The organism is Nocardia sp. SYP-A9097 (assembly GCF_009649815.1).
Classification (GTDB): Bacteria; Actinomycetota; Actinomycetes; order Mycobacteriales; family Mycobacteriaceae; genus Nocardia.
Genome location: NZ_WJIC01000006.1, coordinates 176,560 through 192,458 on the forward strand (window position 1 = coordinate 176,560; position 15,899 = coordinate 192,458).

The window sequence follows — 15,899 nt, forward strand, 5'->3', positions numbered from 1 at the left end:
TTGCGTTTGGTGCCCAACCGATTTCGGGGGTACCCGGGGAGTTACCCCGACCGGAACGAGATCGGTCGGCGCTTTCTCGAACGAAGACAAGGACTTTCGTCCCCTGATCACCTGCCTCGCGGTGTGTGAACGGGGGACGGAGTCGTTTGTGCGGCCGAATCCTGTTTCTACTGTTCAGGTTTGCGATAGACCGGGATCTCGCCGGTGCGTACGCGTGGCGAGGTGACCGCGCGGGGGATGACGGTTTCGCGGAGGAAGTCTCGGATGGCGTTGTTGACCGATACCGGGTGGGTCATGCTGACGGTTTGGCGGGCGCCCTCTATTTCGAGGTAGCGGGCATCGGGGAGACGGTCTGCCAGTTCACGGGCGTGCGCGCGGGGGATACCGCAGCGGGTGGGGTGGATAACCAGTGTGGGGCAGGTGATTTCGGTTAGTCGGTCCAGGATCGAATCACGGCTCAGTAGGGCGCCGGCGGCGATCTCGGTGGCGTGTGGATCGCGAGTCAGCCAGTGCCGCATCCAAACCGATCGGTGCCATTCGTCATCGCCGATGAGCGAATGCGCGAGGTGGTCGGCCAGCGCCGGACGGGAGCCGTCCTCCTGCCATTTGTCCAGGAATCTGCGGGCATTGCCGAGTTCGGCCGCGGTGGGTTCGTGCGCCTCGGTGCTCAGTAGCACCAGCGCCGATACGCGTTCGGGAGCCAGCAGTGCGGTGCGCAGCGCGATGAACCCGCCCTGCGAAATCCCGCCCAGCGCAGCCTTTTCCACGCCTAACTGATCCAGCACGGAGAGCGCGTCGCGGGCGCAGGTCCAGTACGTGAACGGCAGCCCCTCATCACGAGTGTCGCCGTGCCCCCGGGCATCCCATGTGACCAACCGGAGCTGCGGCGTCAACGCCGCCTGCTGCGACGTGAACATTGTTCTGTCCATGAGGAATTCGTGCCCCAATAGCAGTACCGGCCCCTCGCCCCCGCTGTCTTCGTAGTGGATCTCGGCATCGATCGCACGGGCGAATGGCACGAGTTACACGATAGCCAGAACCTCTGACAAAAACATTTGGTTTGTAGCCTCTGGTGCGCGCCGACACTCCCGGCCCGCCGCCCTCGGGCCGGACTGCCCGACCGGCTGGGGGCCGAAGACCCTTGCGTTCCAAAGGTGACAACTGATCTCGGGCCGGGCGGGTCCAGTGTGTCCTGTGTCGCTCTTTAGACTGGGCCGGTGGCAGATACCCAGCGACCAGTCCTTGTTGTCGACTTCGGCGCGCAGTACGCGCAGTTGATCGCGCGCCGGGTGCGCGAGGCGAGCGTGTACTCCGAGGTGGTGCCGCATACCGCCACCGTCGAGGAGATCGCGGAGAAGAACCCGCTCGCGGTGATTCTGTCCGGTGGCCCGTCCAGCGTGTACGCCGAGGGCGCGCCGCAATTGGATCCGCGGCTGTTCGATCTCGATGTGCCGGTATTCGGTATCTGCTACGGCTTCCAGGCCATGGCGCAGGCGCTCGGCGGTACCGTCGCGCACACCGGAACCCGGGAGTACGGGCGGACCGAGTTGAGTGTGGACGGTGGTGTGCTGCACGGCGGTCTGCCGACCCGGCAGCCGGTGTGGATGAGCCACGGTGACGCGGTCACCGACGCCCCCGAGGGTTTCGAGGTCACCGGTACTTCCGCGGGTGCGCCGGTCGCGGCGTTCGAGAATCTGGAGCGTCGCCTCGCCGGTGTCCAGTACCACCCGGAGGTGCTGCATTCGCCGCACGGGCAGCAGATTCTGAGCCGCTTCCTGCATGAGGTCGCCGGGATTCCCGCCGCGTGGACGGCCTCCAATATCGCTGAGGCGCTGATCAATCAGGTGCGTGAGCAGGTCGGTGACGGGCATGCCATCTGCGGTCTGTCCGGTGGCGTCGATTCCGCTGTCGCGGCGGCGCTGGTGCAGCGCGCCATCGGCGACAAGCTGACCTGTGTGTTCGTCGATCACGGTCTGTTGCGTGCGGGTGAGCGCGAGCAGGTGCAGCGTGATTTCGTCGCCGCGACCGGGGCCAAGCTGGTCACCGTGGACGCGGTGGACAAGTTCCTGGGTGAGCTGAAGGGCGTCACCGATCCGGAGGAGAAGCGCAAGATCATCGGCCGGGAGTTCATCCGGTCGTTCGAGGACGCCGTCTCCGAGGTGGTCGGCGAGCAGGGTGAGACCAAGGTCGAGTACCTCGTGCAGGGCACGCTGTACCCGGACGTGGTCGAGTCCGGTGGCGGCACTGGCACCGCGAATATCAAGAGCCACCACAATGTCGGCGGCCTGCCGGACGATCTGGAGTTCGATCTGGTCGAGCCGCTGCGCCTGCTGTTCAAGGACGAGGTCCGCGCCGTCGGCCGCGAGCTCGGCCTGCCCGAGGAAATCGTTGCGCGCCAGCCCTTCCCGGGTCCGGGTCTGGCCATCCGCATTATCGGCGAGGTGACCCAGGACCGGCTCGACCTGCTCCGTCAGGCCGATGCCATTGCGCGCGAAGAACTTACGGCCGCCGGACTGGACAAGCAGATCTGGCAGTGCCCGGTCGTACTGCTCGCGGACGTCCGCAGCGTCGGCGTGCAGGGCGACGGCCGCACCTACGGTCATCCGATCGTGCTGCGCCCGGTCTCCAGCGAGGACGCCATGACCGCCGACTGGACCCGCCTGCCCTACGAGGTCCTGGAACGCATCTCCACCCGCATCACCAATGAGGTGCCGGACGTCAACCGCGTAGTCCTCGACGTGACGAGCAAGCCGCCGGGCACCATCGAATGGGAGTGAGTGGCTGACTCCCCGGACATACGAAGGCCCCCTCGCCGTGTCGGCGAGGGGGCCTTCGGCCTTCTCGGAGGGCAGTCCTCGAAGGCGGTGCGCTGCCCCGGCGAGGGTGGGGCAGCGCCGGGGCTAGTCTCTGTTCTTCCTGGGGGAGAGCACAAGCACGATTCCGACAACGATCGCGGCGATGACCACAATCCAGCCGAGGGACAGGCCCTCGGAGACCGGCCAGGAGGTGGGGCCGATGAAGGCCCAGATGCTCACGCCCAGTCCGAGCAGGCCCGCCAGCAGGAGCGAGAACGAGGGACGACGATTCTTCTGCTCAGCCACGCTGCACCTCCGCATTGCCCATCTGTACATCGACGGTCAGATTCAGGACCGGACCCGTTGCGGGGCCGGACATTCCGCTCACACAATTCGAATCACCCAGGCGCACAGTGCAGGTGGTGTTCACCCGCAGGTTCGGCGGCAGGATCACCCGGGCATCGCCGAGGCGCACCGACACCGTGGTGGCGTGATCCTCGGTGAGGGACAGTTTGCTCAGATCGAGGGTCGCCGAGCCCATGGAGACGTGATATTCGGGCAGTAGTTCGGTGCCCGCGGCGGCGCTCCAACTGCGATCACCCATGGCGCCCTGATCGAATTGGATCGGGCCGATGAGCGAGGACAGGATGACGAATCCGGCCAGCGGGGCGAGCAGCACCATGAGGCCGTAGCCGCGGCGCAGGAACGCGCCGATGATCAGACCGAGGGCGAGGACGGCCAGTGCGGCCGCGCCGATCCGGCTGGGTGTCATCCATTCGACGCCCGCGGCCGCCGCCGAGCCGGCCGCCGCTGCCGCCAGGATGGACAGACCGATTATCACCGGTGTCAGTCGTGAACGCGGTTTACGCTCCGTGTCGATGGTGACCGGGTTCGCTTGTGCGGGAATGGGTTCGGGCAGATCCCAGGCCAGTGGTGCCACGGCCAGAGGATCCCAGCCAGGCGGGGTGGGGCCGAAGTCGGGGGAGATCGGCGCGGGGCCGTAGGCGAAGGACGGGCGCTCGGAGGCCGGTGGAATGTGATGCAGGACAGGCTCTTCGGTAGCTGTCGCCGGGGCCTGCTCCGGTGCGACCGGGCCGGGGGTCGGTTCCGAATCGGATTCGGTGGTCGCGCCGGTGGGGTGCTTGCCGAACATGACGGTGTCATTATCGGCGGTCTCCTGCGGAATATCCTGTTGCGCTGCCTCTTCCAGCGCGGAATCCGTGCCAGCCTTGCGCAGCACTACTGTTTCGGTGTTTTGCGGTGCCGGAATATCCTGGGTGGCAAGGACTTCTGTGGGAGCTTCGGCCGCCTGCTGCATGTTCGGGTCCGGAATGTAGCTGTCGGGGAGTTTGGTGTATGGCCCGTAGCCTTCGAAAGGTGCTGTGGTGCCGGGATATCCGGTCCAGAACGGCGAGTTGGCGACGGGGAAGCCCCCGAGGACGGCCTCGCCCGCCGTCTGTTCCAGATAGCCGAGCGGCGGTTCGGGTTGCCGTTGATGCAGCAGCCACCATCCGGCCAGCATGAGCCCGAAGCTCACCACGCCGGATCCGCCGAGTCCGACGCCGACGGGGCCCATCGTGCTCACGGCGATCCCCAGCGCCACCAGGAGCACGATGGTCTTGGACGAGGTCTGCGAGCTCTGTCCCTTCCCGAACAGCGACTCCGCTGCCGAGGACTGATCACCCGCCTGATTCAGCAGCAGCCAGCCGAGCAGATAGAGCACGATCCCAGCCCCGCCGAACAGCGCCGACACCACGAACGCGACCCGCACCAGCACCGGGTCCACGTTGTAGCGCCGCCCGAATCCGGCGGCGACACCCGCGATCGGCCCATGCTGGGGCAGCCGCAGCGGCCGCGTCTGCCACATGTCCTGAATCTGTTCCGCGAAGCCGGCACGCCCGGTGCCCCTGGACCAGTCGCTCGTTCTCGTCATGGCTTCCATGGTGGTTGCGAGCCCACTCCGGGCGCATCGGGGAACACCCTGAATATGCGCCTGAACTTGCCTGTCAGGGACGGGAAATGGTCAGAGCACGATCAGGTCGCCATAGACCGCGCCACTGCCGCTGTCGCCATCGGAGTTGGCGGTGATGATCGTGTACGGCCGCAGGGTGAGTTGCCCACCGCAGCCGGTGACATTGAGATGAAAGTCATTGTTCATCAGGTAGGCGAGGCTGCCATCACCGGGCAGATCCTTCTCTCCGGCCGTCACATCGGCGATCTTGCCGGGAGCCAGATAGATGTCCAGGCCGACCCCGCCGTAGATCGCCGGCCCCAGCGACAGGTCGACCCCGGCCTGCGGTCCGTCCAACCCGACCCCGGCATGCGCGGTGACGGTCGGATTGGGATCGAGCTCCGGATCGATATGCAGCTTGGCATCCACATCGACCTGACAGGCCACGTAATACCCGGCCTTCACATGCCCCTTACCGCCCGCCGCGACCTTCCCGTAGGAAGTGTTGTCCAAGAACACTTCCCGATTGGTAGGCATCCCGTTCATAGGCGGCACCGCCCGCACATCCTGATCCTGATTCCCTACCGTGAACTCGAATCCTTGTGGCGTGGAATAGGTTTTCTCATGCGGTGTGTAAGTGGTGGCGGACGCGCCCGCCGCGCCCAGCACATACCCGGCCGCCGCGACCGCGGCGGCCAGCACCCGTATGTGTTGCATTCTTCTCCCCATCGACCCGGCGACCCGCCGCGCGAGCCAGCAATGATCATCGGGGGGCAACCTCCACGGGTGCTGCGCGATGCCTGTGAATCGGCTGTGCGCAGGGTCAGTCGCCGATGAGGGCGACCGGGCCGGTGGCTTCCCGGATCAGGCTGTCCCCGCCCACAATTGGCAAATGTAGCCGGGGGAACTTCACATCACCACCGGGTCGCCCATGACCCAATCCGCGGCGTCGACTTCGGATGAGGTGGCCTCGATGATGGTGTACGCCTGTACCGTCAGTGGTCCGCCGCAGCCGTCCGCGGTGATGCGGTAGTCGCGGGTGACGATGTAGCCGGTGCCGCCGGGCGGGATCTGTTTCTCGCCCAACTTGATATCGGCGATCTTGCCGGGCGTGATCGCCAGGGTGAAGCCGACGCTGCCGCCGATCTTCGGTGAGATGTCGACGCTGGCGCTCGGCGTCACCCCGGTTGTGCCGATGCCGATGCCGGCCGAAGCGTCGAGATCGACACCGGCACTTGCCGAGACGGTGAACTTCACATCCAGGTCGACCGCGCAGGCGACGAAGACTCCGGTGCGGATCTTGCCGGTGCCGCCGTCGACGCGGCCGTAGGAGGTGTTGTCCACATACACTTGCCGACTGGTCCGCATGAAGTTCATCGGCGCGACCGGATTGACCGCGTTGTCCTGATGTCCGACGGTGATCGACATGCCGTTCGGTGCGACGGTGGTCTTCTCGTGTGGTGCCAGTGCCGCGGCCTGTGCGTCCCCCGACCCGAGTACGAGTCCGACCGCGGTGAGCATGCCGGCGATAACGGTCTTGGTGATCATGCTGGTTCCTCCCCGAACCTGGTGCGCCGCTGCGATAGCGGTCGCGGTGCCGGACTGTTGATCGATCCGGCGGGCCTTGCGGCCCTGTTGAAAAGGTATGGACGTGACGGGGGTTCGAGCCGATCGCCTTTCCGTTTCCGGTCCGGTGAAACCGCAGGTGAGGGGAGATTCCGTGGGTTCTCCGGTCCGGTCGGCCGACGCGCGGGCATGCATCGAATGGTCGTCCGGTCCGGACAGGTTCGATCTCGAGCCGATATCGCGTCTCGACCGACCGGTTCGATATCCGCGCAGTTCGACACCGCTTTCCCTGCCGGACCGGACAAACCGTCGTCTCAGGGCCGGAATCGGGGTGTTTCCTGATGTCGGCTGTCGGAGGCGCATGCCAGTATCGAGGCATGTATCCGTCCGCACCCCTGTTCGACCCTGCCCGTGGGGCGCTCGATCCCGCGCGTGGGTCCCTCGACGCGGGGGGTGCGGCGCAGCCGCCGAAGCTGGTGCGGCGCTCGGGTGGCCGGGTGGTCGGCGGGGTGGCGGGCGGTGTCGCCGATCATCTCGGTATCGATGTGCTCAAGGTGCGCATCGCGTTCATGCTGCTGTCCGGTCTACTCGGGGCCGGGGTGGTCGCCTACGGCATGCTGTGGATCTTCACGCCCGGCGGTGCGGACGAGGTGCGGCCGTCGTCGTCGGAGCGGCGGCAGGCGGTCGGTCTGGTGCTGCTGGGTTTGGCGCTGTCCGTGGGTATGTCGTGGTTGTTCAGTGGGACGGCCGCGCATGTGGTCGGCCCGATCATCGTGGTCGCCATCGGCGCGGCGCTGGTGTGGCGCGAATTCGACGCGGACGGACCGAGATCCGTCATCGGGCTACCCGCGCGACCGTCGGTGGTCACCTGGGCGCGCATTGTCGGCGGGGCCACGCTGATCGTGGTCGGGCTGGGCGTGGTGGTGCTGGCGCGCGTCAATTGGAGCTCGATGGGTTCGGCGCTGCTGGCGGTGGCGGTGACGCTGATCGGGGCCGGACTGCTCACGGTGCCGCTGTGGCTGCGTATGGTGCGGGCGCTCAATGATGAACGGGCGGCACGTATTCGCAATGACGAGCGCGAGGAGATCGCCTCACACCTGCACGATTCGGTGCTGCAGACCCTGGCCCTGATTCAGCGGCAGGCGGAGGATCCGCACGAGGTGGTGCGGTTGGCGCGCAGTCAGGAACGCGAGCTACGCAAATGGCTGTTCGACGACGCCGGACCCGCCGAGTCGAGTCTGGCCGCGGCGCTGCGCACCATCTCCGGTGAGGTGGAGGATCAGCACGGGGTGAAGGTGACGCCGGTGACCGTCGGCGATGTCTCCATGGATGTGGACGACAGCGGAATCGGCCTGCCGAAGGAGCATTTCACCGCGGTGCTGGGTGCGTCGCGGGAGGCGCTGGTGAATGCCGCCAAACATGCCGAGGTGCCGGCCATCGACCTGTTCGCCGAGGTGGAACCCCATCAGGTGAGTGTGTTCGTGCGCGATCGCGGTAAGGGTTTCGATGTGAATGCCGTGGAATCCGATCGGCAGGGTTTGACGCGCTCCATTCGCGCGCGGATCGAACGCCGCGGCGGCAAGGTGGAGATCCTGTCCACTCCCGGGCGCGGTACCGAGGTGCGAATCATCATGCCGCGCAAGGATGGTGCGGACGAGCGCATAGTGGTGCAGCAGGAGCAGCACGACGCTGGAGACGAATGAGGAGATGTTGGTGTCTGTCCGGGTCTTTCTGGTCGACGATCATGCGGTGTTCCGGTCCGGGGTGCGGGCGGAGCTGAGCCGCGAATCCGATATGGAGGTGGTCGGCGAGGCCGGTGGGGTGGCCGAGGCCATTGCCGGAATCAAGGCCACCACACCGGATGTGGTGCTGCTCGATGTGCATATGCCGGACGGTGGCGGGGTCGCGGTGCTGCAGGGTATCGAGGCGGGGCCGGTGTGCTTGGCGCTGAGCGTCTCCGATGCCGCCGAGGATGTGATCGCGGTGATTCGCGCGGGTGCGCGCGGCTATGTCACCAAGACGATTTCAGGACCCGAACTGGCGGACGGCATTCGCCGGGTATCGGGCGGTGACGCCGTATTCAGTCCGCGCCTGGCGGGTTTCGTCCTCGACTCGTTCACCGGTAAGTCCCCGGTGCCGGAGCCGCCCCTGGATCCCGAACTCGATTCGCTGACCCCGCGCGAATTGGAAGTCCTGCGCCTACTCGCGCGCGGCTACACCTACCGCGAGATCGCCGAGAATCTCTTCATCTCGGTGAAGACGGTGGAAACCCACGCCTCGAACGTGCTGCGAAAGACCCAGCAGTCCAACCGAAATGCCCTGACCCGCTGGGCGCACCGCCGTCGTATCGACTGAGCTGTCCCGTCTCTCCGGGACTTCGGCGCGCGGCTGAGTGCCGCTAACCGCCGAGCACGCGTGCCGGCGGTTGGGCGCCGAACCGATTTCGGGTGTACCCGGGGAGTTACCCCGATCGCGCGAAATCAGTTGTCGCCTTCGCGAATTACAACGCGACCAGGACGACGATGATGATCAGCAGGCCGATGAGCAGGCCGATCGCCACCGCGAGCGGGCCGGCGTTGGGGCCGAGCTTGGCGAAGTCGATGGTTTTCGACTTCGGTTGCGGCGCAGCGGCCGCCGCGGTATCGGCGCGCTGCGGGCGGGGGAGTGGGCTGGAGTGCGGGCTGCGTAGTCCGGCGGCGGAGTTGCGGGCCGCCCACGCCGGAATGGTGCCGTCGTCGGTGCGGACGGGCGCGCCGAGAATATAGGGCGCGGTGCCGGGACCGAATGCGGCAGTGAGGATTTCATTGCGCGCCTCGGCCATGGTGGGGCGGCGCTGTGGTGCGGGCTCCATCATGTGCAGCAGTACGTCGGTGAGCGGTCCGCTGCGCTGCGGCGGAATGATCTGCGCCATGGCGGCGCGTTCCACGATCACATCGCTGTCCTCGTGGAAGCCGTAGGGCGGCTGGCCTTCGATGGCGGTGTACATCGTTGCGCCGAGCGAGAATACGTCGCTGGCGGTGCTGGGCTGGGTGCCGCGTGCCACTTCTGGCGGCAGATAGGCGGGTGTACCGGTGATGACGTCGCCGGGATCGTCGCTGGCGTCGCCCGCGCCGCTGGAGATACCGAAGTCGCTGAGCTTGACCTTGCCGACCTCGTCACCGCGATCGGCGATGAGAATATTGCCGGGCTTGATATCCCGGTGCACGATGCCCGCGGAGTGCGCGGTGGCGAGCGCGTCGGCGACCTGCGCGCCGATCTGCGCCACCTCGATGGGCGGCAGCGCGTTCGCCAGCGAAAGTGCCTTGGCCACACTGCGAGACGGCAGGTACTCCATCACCAGCCAGGGTTCACCGGCTTCGAGTACCACGTCGTAGACGGCGATGGCGTGCTCGTGTGAGAGCTTGGCCGCGACCCGCCCCTCGTGCATGATGCGCTGCCGCACTTCCCGCGCCTCGTCCTCGCTGAGTCCGGCGGTGGTGAGCACCTGTTTGATGGCGACATCGCGGTGCAGCAGGCGGTCGGTCGCGAGCCATACCGCACCCATGCCACCGCCGCCGAGCTTGGATTGCAGGCGGTAGCGACCGGCCACGAGGTAATCGGGGCCGACGATGGGACGGGCGCGTTCGGTCACGGGTGCAGGGTAGCGGAAAACCATCCTGACTGGCCTGCTTCGAAGCTCGAGGTTTGCGCCACTGCCTCTTGACGGACGCCCGCGCTCGAGTTCTACTGTGCATTGATCGAACGTATGTGCGATTATGTCAGGTAGCTGGATAGGTGCTGTCTCGCCGTGCTCATGCCCTTTCGAAGTCGGGGCGCGAGCCCCGGCGCAGGGCGGTGGAGCCGCGCGCTCCAGGCGTTGATATCCCTCATCGGTTGGGAGAGGTGGTCGATAGATGGGTTCGGCGGCGGAGGGGAAACAGGCTCAGCTCGCGGAGTTACGGCGACGCATGGCGGCCATCCCCGCGCGGGGTGCGGACTCCACCGCACGGCTGCCCGTGGCGGGTTTGCGGCCGGTGCCGACGGAGTCGCGTTCGGTCGAGTCACGTTCGGCCACAGCGGAATCGCGGTTGCCCGAAGTGGAATCGAGGCCGGTGGCGGCGGGGAGACCGGTGGTATCGCGACCCTCGGCGACGGGTTCGCCACCGGGGTCCAACGGTCGGTCGGAGGAGGCGTCGCGCGGGCTTGGGGAAGACACGCGGGCGCCGGCCGAATCGCTGCGACGGGAGGCGCTGCCGGTGCCCGCCGCACTCGAAAGTCTTTTGCCCGAAGGCGGTTTGGTGAAAGGTTCGGTGGTCATGTATGGCGGTGCGAGTTCGCTGCTGTCGGGTTTGCTGGCCGCGGTGACGGGGTCCGGTGGGTATGCGGCGGTGGTGGGATTGCCGCGGCTCGGCTTGCTGGCGGTGGCGGAGATGGGTGCGCGATTGGACCGGCTGGCCATTATCGCCGACCCGGGCTCCGACCCGCTGGAGGTTGCTTCGGTTTTGCTGGATGGGATGGATTTGGTTGTGCTGGGCCTGAATGGCGCTTCGGTGCCCATGTCGCGCACCCGGGTGCTCACCGCGAAGGCCCGGAGTAAGGGGTCGACACTGGTGGTGACCGGTGGTTCCTGGGCGGGTCCGGTGCTGCGGATCGACACCCAGGTCGCCGGGTACTCCGGTTTGGGGCGCGGCTGCGGCCGGTTGCGCACGGTCAGCCTGAAGGTTTCGGTGCACGGCCGCTCCGCGCAGCCGCGCAAGGGGCATCTCGCGCTCTGCCCCAGTAATGGCCGGGTCGAGTGGGTGCACGGTGTGGACGCGAATCACGGTGTGGCCGAACCGGTCGGCGTTGTCCGCCATGCTGTCTCCTGACCGGCGCGGCGGTGCGGGTATCGGGCGCGCCGCAGTGCCGGAATGAAGACGCGACGGGTATTGGCGCTGTGGTGTCTGGATTGGCCCGCCATGGCCGCGGCCGCCGCGGCGGGTGCGCCGGTGACGCGGCCGGTGGCGGTGCTCTCGGCGAATCGGGTGGTGGCGTGTTCGGCGATGGCGAGGTCGGAGGGTATCCGGCGCGGGCTGACCAAGCGGGAGGCGCAGGGGCGCTGCCCGGAACTGCTGGTGGCCCAGGAGGATTCGGATCGGGACGCGCGCCTGTTCGAACCGGTGGTGGCGGCGGTGGATGCGACGGTGCCGGGGGTGGAGGTGCTGCGGCCCGGACTGCTGGTGCTCTCGGCGCGCGGTGCGGCGCGGTTCTTCGGCTCCGAGGAGACCGCGGCGGAGCGGCTGGTGGATGCGGTGTCGGCGGTCGGCGTGGAGTGTCAGATCGGCATTGCCGACGAAATGTCCACCGCCGTACTGGCGGCCCGCCGCGCCACCATTGTGCTGACCGGTAAGGGTGCGGAATTCCTTGCCCCGCTATCGGTCTCGGAACTTTCGGTGGAGCCGGCGCTGGCCGCGCCGCAGCGCGCAGATCTGGTGGATCTGCTGCACCGCTTGGGTTTACGCCGGATCGGTGATTTCGCCGCCCTGACCCCGGCCGAGGTGTCCTCTCGCTTCGGCGCGGATGCCATTGCCGCGCACCGCTGTTCCCGCGCCGAACCGGAGCGCCCGCCCTCCGCGCAGACTCCCGCTCCCGAACTCACCGTCGAATACCGTTGCGACCCACCGATAGAACGTGTGGACGCGGCGGCCTTCGCCGGTCGCCTGCTCGCCACCCGGCTACACGAATCGCTCGCCGCGGCCTCGGTGGCCTGTACCCGCCTGGAGATCCACGCGGAAACCGAATCGGGCGAACACTTCTCTCGTATCTGGCGCTGCGCCGAACCCCTCACCCCCGACAGCACCGCCGACCGCGTCCGCTGGCAACTCGACGGCTGGCTCACCCGCCGTTCCCTCGACCGAGCCCGCCGTGCTCGCCGGGATTTCGCTGGGGCGCAAGAGGATTCGGTCGAATGGGATGACACCCCGAATGATCCGATCACCCTGCTGCGGCTGGAGCCGATCGAGGTGGTCTCGGCGGCCGCGCTGCAACTGGGCCTGTGGGGCGGTGTCGGCGCGGACGAGGAGCGCGCCCGCCGCGCCCTGGTCCGGGTACAGGGCCTGCTGGGCGGTGATGCCGTGCGCCTGGGCGTGCTCAGCGGTGGTCGCGGCCCCGCCGAACGCGTCACCCTGGTCCCGCTCGGTGAGGAGCCGGTCCCCGCCGCCGATCCGGCCCAGCCCTGGCCCGGCCGCCTCCCGGAGCCCGCCCCCACCGTGGTCTGGGCCTCCCGCCCCGAGGTCCGCCTGGAGTCCGCCGACGGCACCCCCATCTGGGTCACCGACCGCGGCCTCTTCACCGCGGACCCCGTCCACCTGCACTGGGGCCGCCGCTCCTGGACCCTGAACGGCTGGGCCGGACCCTGGCCCCTGGACGACCGCTGGTGGACCCACCAGCAGGGTTTCGCCGCCCGCGCCCAGGTTCTGCTGAACACCGACCACCGCGCCCTGCTTCTACTCGGCTACGACCGCACCTGGCACGTCGAGGGCCTCTACGAGTGATCGCGTACCGAGCAGTGGAATCCGCTCCCGCCGCGCCGGGACGCGCCCCGTCATCCCGGCAGGCTTTCGGCCGGGATCGACACCCGTGGCGCCGCAACATATCTCAATGAATCCAGGTGGGAGGACCGCCGGGGTGACGAGGTAGGGACGGCGAAGCGCGGCCGGACGTCTCGCGGCGGACGGCTATGGCGATGCACACAACCTGCGGCGGGGGCCGGAGTGGGTACGTACGCTGGCTGATCGTGGAGTTGACGGTTGCGCGCGAGGCGTTCGAGGACGTGCTGATCGCTTACCGGGATTCCGGAGCGGGGGAATCGGCCGAGGTGCCGGTGCTGCTGGTGCACGGTATGGGCGGGGACGGGCATACCTGGGATCGGTTCGCGGCGCGGCTGGTGCGGCAGGGGCGGCGGGTGATCATTCCGGATCTGCGGGGGCATGGGCGCAGTGCGCATACCGGTTCGTATCGTTTTCCCGAGTTCGGGGCGGATGTGCTGCGGTTGTGCGATCGGCTCGGGCTCGAACGGGTGGATCTGGTCGGGCATTCACTGGGCGGGTACGCGGTGTCGTGGGCGGCGATGGAGCGGCCGGAGTTGGTGCGGCGATTGGTGATCGAGGAGCAGCCGCTGCCCTTGCGCTCGGGGGATGAGCAGGTGACGTTCACGCGGCGGTTGCCGTCGGTGCCGGAGCTGTGGCACGCCACCACCAGTCTGCTGCGGCATCCGCGGGCGGTGCTCGCCTTCGACCGGTCCATGACCGGTACCGCGCTGGAGCAGTTCCGCAAACCGTATCCGGAGTGGTGGGAGGGGTTGTGTGAGATCACCGCGCCGCTGCTTTTCCTGCGTGGCGGGCCGGGCGGCATGGTGGATCCGGTCAAGTTGGAGTTGCTGGCGGCGGCTGTGCCGGAGTGCACGGTGCGGGCGTTCGGCTGCGGGCACAGTATTCACCGCGATCGGTATCACGAGTTCGAGGCCGAGGTTCTCCCGTTCCTCGGGCACTGAGGAATCGCCTCGGGCGAATCGGGCGAATTGCGTTTTCCGGGCACTGAACACCGGCGGTTCGGGCGGAATCTACAGTTAGACGGTGTCCGCACTCGAGCGTCCTACCCTGTTCTTCACCGATGAGCAGTCGTTTCGGGAATGGCTGGCGGCCAATCACGCCGCCGTGGACGGTATATGGATGAAATTCGCCAAGAAGGGCTCCGGTTATCTCTCGCTGGATCATGCCGCCGCACTGCGTCAGGCGCTGTGTTTCGGCTGGATCGACGGGCAGGCACGACCGCTGGACGAGGAGTTCCATCTCGTCGGATTCACCCCGCGCCGCCGCAGCAGCCCCTGGTCACAGCGTAATCAGGGCCTGGTGGCCGAGCTGATCGCACAGGGTCTCATGCATCCGGCCGGGCAGGCCGAGATCGACCGCGCCAAGCAGGACGGCCGCTGGGAGAACGCCTCCGGCCGCGATCTGCCCGAGGACTTCCTCGCCGCACTGGCACAGCATCCGGAGGCGGCGGCCTTCTTCGAAACCCTGCCCGTGCAGTCCCGGATCGCGGTCGGCTACCACCTCGGCAGCGCCGTGCGCCCGGAGACGCGGGCCCGGCGACTGGAGCAGTTGATTCGCAAACTCGCCGACGGGCAGCCGCTATGACATTCGACGGTCTGTCGTGTTCGGCTGCCGCACTGGAGGTTCCGCTGCCGGGCAGTGCTACACGCATCACCGGCTGGCTGTGTATCGAACAACCCGGGGCGTGGGGTCGCGATGTGATCGGTGACGAGGTGCTGGGTCCGGAGATCACCGCGGATCTGGCCGCCCGCACCAAGGCCGCGCATGTGCGCCCGACCCTCATCCGGCGGCCCGGACGCAATGAATTCACCGGTGTGCGAACGGTTCTCATCGCCAGTTCCCGCCCGCAGGGGTCCTGGTGTGAGCGGTTCGAGATCACCGATCTGAAGGAACTGCTGGATCTGGACCTGCACCTGCTGAACGGTCCCGCACCGGGAATCGGTGTGCGCGTGGATGATCCGCTGATCCTGGTGTGCGCGCACGGTAAACGCGACCAATGCTGCGCCCTGCTCGGCCGCCCCATTGCCGCGAGCCTGGCCGAGCGATACCCCGATCGAGTCTGGGAATGCTCACACACCGGCGGGCACCGCTTCGCCCCCGCTGTCATCCAACTGCCCTCGGGCCTGACTTATGGCCGCCTGGAAGCGGATTCGGCCCTCGAGATGGTCGCCGCCGCCGACCTCGGCGAGGTCTCCCTCACCGGTCTCCGCGGCCGCAGCTGCTACACCCCCGTCGAACAGGTCGCGGAAGTCGCTGTCCGCCAACTGATCAGCGACGAAACCTACACGGCCGACGCCGTCCAGCCCGCCGCCGGTGATCCCGCCGCGACCGTGCGGATCGACGACCTCACCGTCGAATCCACCGAAATCGACAGTGCCACCGCGAAAAACCCCGCAACCTACGCGGGCGCGGCCACCGTCACCCATCGCGACGGCCGCCGCTGGCTCGTCACCGCCCGCACCATCGCCTACGCCCCCCGGCAGGCCAGCTGCGGAGCCGGACCCAAACCCGCCACCGCGGTGGTCGCGGACCGGGTGCGTTCAGCTGATGAGGATGGACTCGCACCCGGCGACCTGAACCGCTGAGCCGGGGCCGGCCCACCCCATGGCGACATGCTCGGCATAGGACAGGGTGTCCTCCACGGCCCAGCCCCAGTGCCCGTTGAAATCCACTGCGGCCGCACCGCATTGACTGCTGGTCCAAGTGATGACATATCCACAGTCGGTGTATCCGCACTTGCTGTTCGCGGCATTGGCTGCCGCCTGCCATGACGAATACCCGGCAGCGATCGCCACGTTCCGATCGTTGTTCCCGAGTGAAATCGCGCCCCACGTGCTGGAAGCCGCGTGCGCCTGCGACGGTGCGAGAAACGCCAGCGCCGCGGTGGTCGAGGCGGCGATCGCCAGTCGAGTGAAATTCTTGATCATGGGAAACTCCAAAATCTTTGGAAGAGCGTCGAAGACAGTTCCCATCGTCTTCAGTGACCCCGTACCACGGCAATGGAAGTTTCCTCGAAAG

The 15,899-nt window shown here is 67.5% G+C and carries 16 protein-coding genes; 8 read left to right on the top strand and 8 right to left on the bottom strand.

Annotation, left to right across the window (positions count from 1 at the left end; genetic code table 11):
- Positions 1 to 167: 167 nt before the first annotated feature.
- Complete coding sequence (locus GFY24_RS15105) at positions 168 to 1,019, bottom strand: alpha/beta hydrolase (protein ID WP_309230871.1); 852 nt, start codon at positions 1,017 to 1,019, stop codon at positions 168 to 170.
- Positions 1,020 to 1,217: 198 nt separating this feature from the next.
- Here GFY24_RS15105 and guaA point away from each other — a divergent pair, with 198 nt between their 5' ends.
- Positions 1,218 to 2,777: a glutamine-hydrolyzing GMP synthase gene (guaA, locus tag GFY24_RS15110; protein WP_309230872.1), complete on the top strand. Its 1,560-nt coding sequence runs from the start codon at positions 1,218 to 1,220 to the stop codon at positions 2,775 to 2,777.
- Positions 2,778 to 2,900: 123 nt separating this feature from the next.
- On the opposite strand, the gene GFY24_RS15115 is transcribed toward guaA, so the two are convergent.
- The 4 genes from GFY24_RS15115 to GFY24_RS41095 all read right to left on the bottom strand — a co-directional run bounded on the left by GFY24_RS15115 (position 2,901) and on the right by GFY24_RS41095 (position 6,294).
- Entirely contained in the window at positions 2,901 to 3,101 is a 201-nt protein-coding gene (locus GFY24_RS15115; protein ID WP_228566382.1) for a hypothetical protein, read from the bottom strand.
- Positions 3,094 to 4,728: a PspC domain-containing protein gene (locus GFY24_RS15120; protein ID WP_153805682.1), complete on the bottom strand. Its 1,635-nt coding sequence runs from the start codon at positions 4,726 to 4,728 to the stop codon at positions 3,094 to 3,096. The genes GFY24_RS15115 and GFY24_RS15120 overlap by 8 nt, the downstream gene beginning before the upstream one ends.
- Positions 4,729 to 4,818: 90 nt before the next feature.
- Positions 4,819 to 5,463: an MspA family porin gene (locus GFY24_RS15125; RefSeq protein WP_194852879.1), complete on the bottom strand. Its 645-nt coding sequence runs from the start codon at positions 5,461 to 5,463 to the stop codon at positions 4,819 to 4,821.
- A gap of 192 nt (positions 5,464 to 5,655) precedes the next feature.
- Positions 5,656 to 6,294, bottom strand: a complete 639-nt coding sequence (locus GFY24_RS41095; RefSeq protein WP_194852880.1) for an MspA family porin — start codon at positions 6,292 to 6,294, stop codon at positions 5,656 to 5,658.
- Positions 6,295 to 6,689: 395 nt separating this feature from the next.
- On the opposite strand from GFY24_RS41095, the gene GFY24_RS15135 reads away from it, so the two are divergent.
- The gene (locus GFY24_RS15135; protein ID WP_153805685.1) at positions 6,690 to 8,015 is read left to right on the top strand and encodes an ATP-binding protein; all 1,326 of its coding nucleotides are present in this window, start codon (positions 6,690 to 6,692) and stop codon (positions 8,013 to 8,015) included.
- A 4-nt stretch (positions 8,016 to 8,019) separates the two neighbouring features.
- Complete coding sequence (locus tag GFY24_RS15140) at positions 8,020 to 8,667, top strand: response regulator transcription factor (protein ID WP_153805686.1); 648 nt, start codon at positions 8,020 to 8,022, stop codon at positions 8,665 to 8,667.
- Between the two features lie 145 nt (positions 8,668 to 8,812).
- Here GFY24_RS15140 and GFY24_RS15145 read toward each other — a convergent pair whose 3' ends face one another.
- Both GFY24_RS15145 and GFY24_RS43335 read right to left on the bottom strand, forming a co-directional pair.
- Entirely contained in the window at positions 8,813 to 9,967 is a 1,155-nt protein-coding gene (locus tag GFY24_RS15145; protein WP_153805687.1) for a serine/threonine-protein kinase, read from the bottom strand.
- 267 nt (positions 9,968 to 10,234) lie between these two features.
- Positions 10,235 to 10,507, bottom strand: a complete 273-nt coding sequence (locus GFY24_RS43335) for a hypothetical protein (RefSeq protein ID WP_194852881.1) — start codon at positions 10,505 to 10,507, stop codon at positions 10,235 to 10,237.
- A gap of 82 nt (positions 10,508 to 10,589) precedes the next feature.
- On the opposite strand from GFY24_RS43335, the gene GFY24_RS15150 reads away from it, so the two are divergent.
- The 5 genes from GFY24_RS15150 to GFY24_RS15170 all read left to right on the top strand — a co-directional run bounded on the left by GFY24_RS15150 (position 10,590) and on the right by GFY24_RS15170 (position 15,466).
- Positions 10,590 to 11,159: a hypothetical protein gene (locus GFY24_RS15150; RefSeq protein WP_194852882.1), complete on the top strand. Its 570-nt coding sequence runs from the start codon at positions 10,590 to 10,592 to the stop codon at positions 11,157 to 11,159.
- A 42-nt stretch (positions 11,160 to 11,201) separates the two neighbouring features.
- Entirely contained in the window at positions 11,202 to 12,824 is a 1,623-nt protein-coding gene (locus GFY24_RS15155) for a DNA polymerase Y family protein (RefSeq protein WP_153805688.1), read from the top strand.
- Positions 12,825 to 13,066: 242 nt separating this feature from the next.
- Positions 13,067 to 13,822 (top strand): alpha/beta hydrolase, encoded by a 756-nt coding sequence (locus GFY24_RS15160; RefSeq protein WP_309230873.1) that lies wholly within the window; start codon positions 13,067 to 13,069, stop codon positions 13,820 to 13,822.
- Between the two features lie 82 nt (positions 13,823 to 13,904).
- Entirely contained in the window at positions 13,905 to 14,465 is a 561-nt protein-coding gene (locus GFY24_RS15165; RefSeq protein WP_309230874.1) for a YdeI/OmpD-associated family protein, read from the top strand.
- Complete coding sequence (locus GFY24_RS15170; protein WP_153805689.1) at positions 14,462 to 15,466, top strand: sucrase ferredoxin; 1,005 nt, start codon at positions 14,462 to 14,464, stop codon at positions 15,464 to 15,466. Before GFY24_RS15165 ends, GFY24_RS15170 begins: the two co-directional genes overlap by 4 nt.
- On the opposite strand, the gene GFY24_RS15175 is transcribed toward GFY24_RS15170, so the two are convergent.
- Positions 15,422 to 15,808 (bottom strand): DUF4189 domain-containing protein, encoded by a 387-nt coding sequence (locus tag GFY24_RS15175; RefSeq protein ID WP_194852883.1) that lies wholly within the window; start codon positions 15,806 to 15,808, stop codon positions 15,422 to 15,424. The genes GFY24_RS15170 and GFY24_RS15175 overlap by 45 nt on opposite strands.
- Positions 15,809 to 15,899: the final 91 nt, after the last annotated feature.